A 1,310-nucleotide genomic window follows, 5' to 3' on the forward strand; every position below is an offset into this window, starting at 1 on the left:
CCACAGACAGATGACGAATCCTTTAATCATTTTATTACGAAATACATAAAGGCATCAAAAAAAAGTTACATAAAAGCAATGCGCCTTAAACAAAACATAGACAAAAAGAATACTGTACCCGGTGAATTAAATATACACTTTGATACATATCAATATAACGAAAAGTACTATTCTTTTGTATTTACAAATCGAATGTCTGCAAACGACAATGACCTTACAACGTCCATAAAAACCGTTTTTTATAATATTGAAAGCAAGGAAATTTTAGATATTCAAAGCTTACTAGGTGAAGATGATAAAAACCTCGAAACCTTTGTCACACATGTTCGCTCCGTTATTGAAGCAAATAAAGAGCTACAGCCAGTGCTCCTAAAGGAAGACATGTTACTTGCAACAGAAGCACGTTGGATTCTATTTGATAAATTCGCCATCCACGATGATGAGCTTGTTATTTACTTTGACGAAGGATCGATTGCCAAAAAAGAGTATGGTCCTGTTTCCATTACTATACCACTATCATTTTTAAACCCGATTTTAGCAGCCGAATTTCAAATAGAAATGGTCGCTGAGGAAAATCCGGGGAACGTTATTGATGACAATCGAAAACGTGTCGCCTTAACCTTTGACGATGGACCACATCCGAAGGTGACAATGCAAATCTTACAATCGCTTGAAAAATATAACGCCAAGGCGACTTTCTTTATGTTAGGAAATCGTGTCCAATACTATCCTGAAATCGCAAAGGAAGTGCATAATCGAGGACATGAGCTCGGTAACCATTCGTGGAGTCACCCTGTGTTACCAAAGCTTTCGAAGGCTCAAATAATGGGCGAATTCACGACTACAGAGGAAGCTATTTTTGCATCAACAGGACATGAATCAACGGTATTCCGCCCGCCATATGGTGCAACAAACGCTGCCATCAACGAAATGATTCCACGTCATGTCGTAAACTGGACAGTAGATACATTAGATTGGAAGCACCGTGATCAACATAAGCTACTGCCAATCGTTCAAAACGGCATGCATAATAATGCGATTATCCTGATGCACGATATTCATCAATCAACAGCTGATGGATTAGATGCTGTGCTTGCCTATCTTTCAAGCGAGGGCTATGAATTTGTAACGGTTAGCGAAATTTTGCCTTACCGTTAATCGTTTCCCAAAAAAGACCATAAGAAAACGCTGTTGAATCATCTTTTCGATGTTCAATAGCGTTTTTTTGATGTTTACTAGCCACTTTTTTCGAAATACTAGCCAAAAAATTGAAAATACTAGCCATCTTTTCCGAAATACTAGCCACTTTT

Annotated in this window: 1 protein-coding gene; it reads left to right on the plus strand. The window is 38.0% G+C overall.

Translation table 11 applies throughout. The features are described 5' to 3' along the window. On the plus strand, positions 1-1,158 hold a 1,158-nt coding region (locus tag V4T18_RS18245), incomplete at its 5' end, for a polysaccharide deacetylase family protein (protein ID WP_332651875.1). Positions 1,159-1,310 lie beyond the last annotated feature (152 nt).

The sequence above is a fragment of the Lysinibacillus sp. 54212 genome, assembly GCF_036662795.1.
GTDB lineage: Bacteria > Bacillota > Bacilli > Bacillales_A > Planococcaceae > Lysinibacillus_B.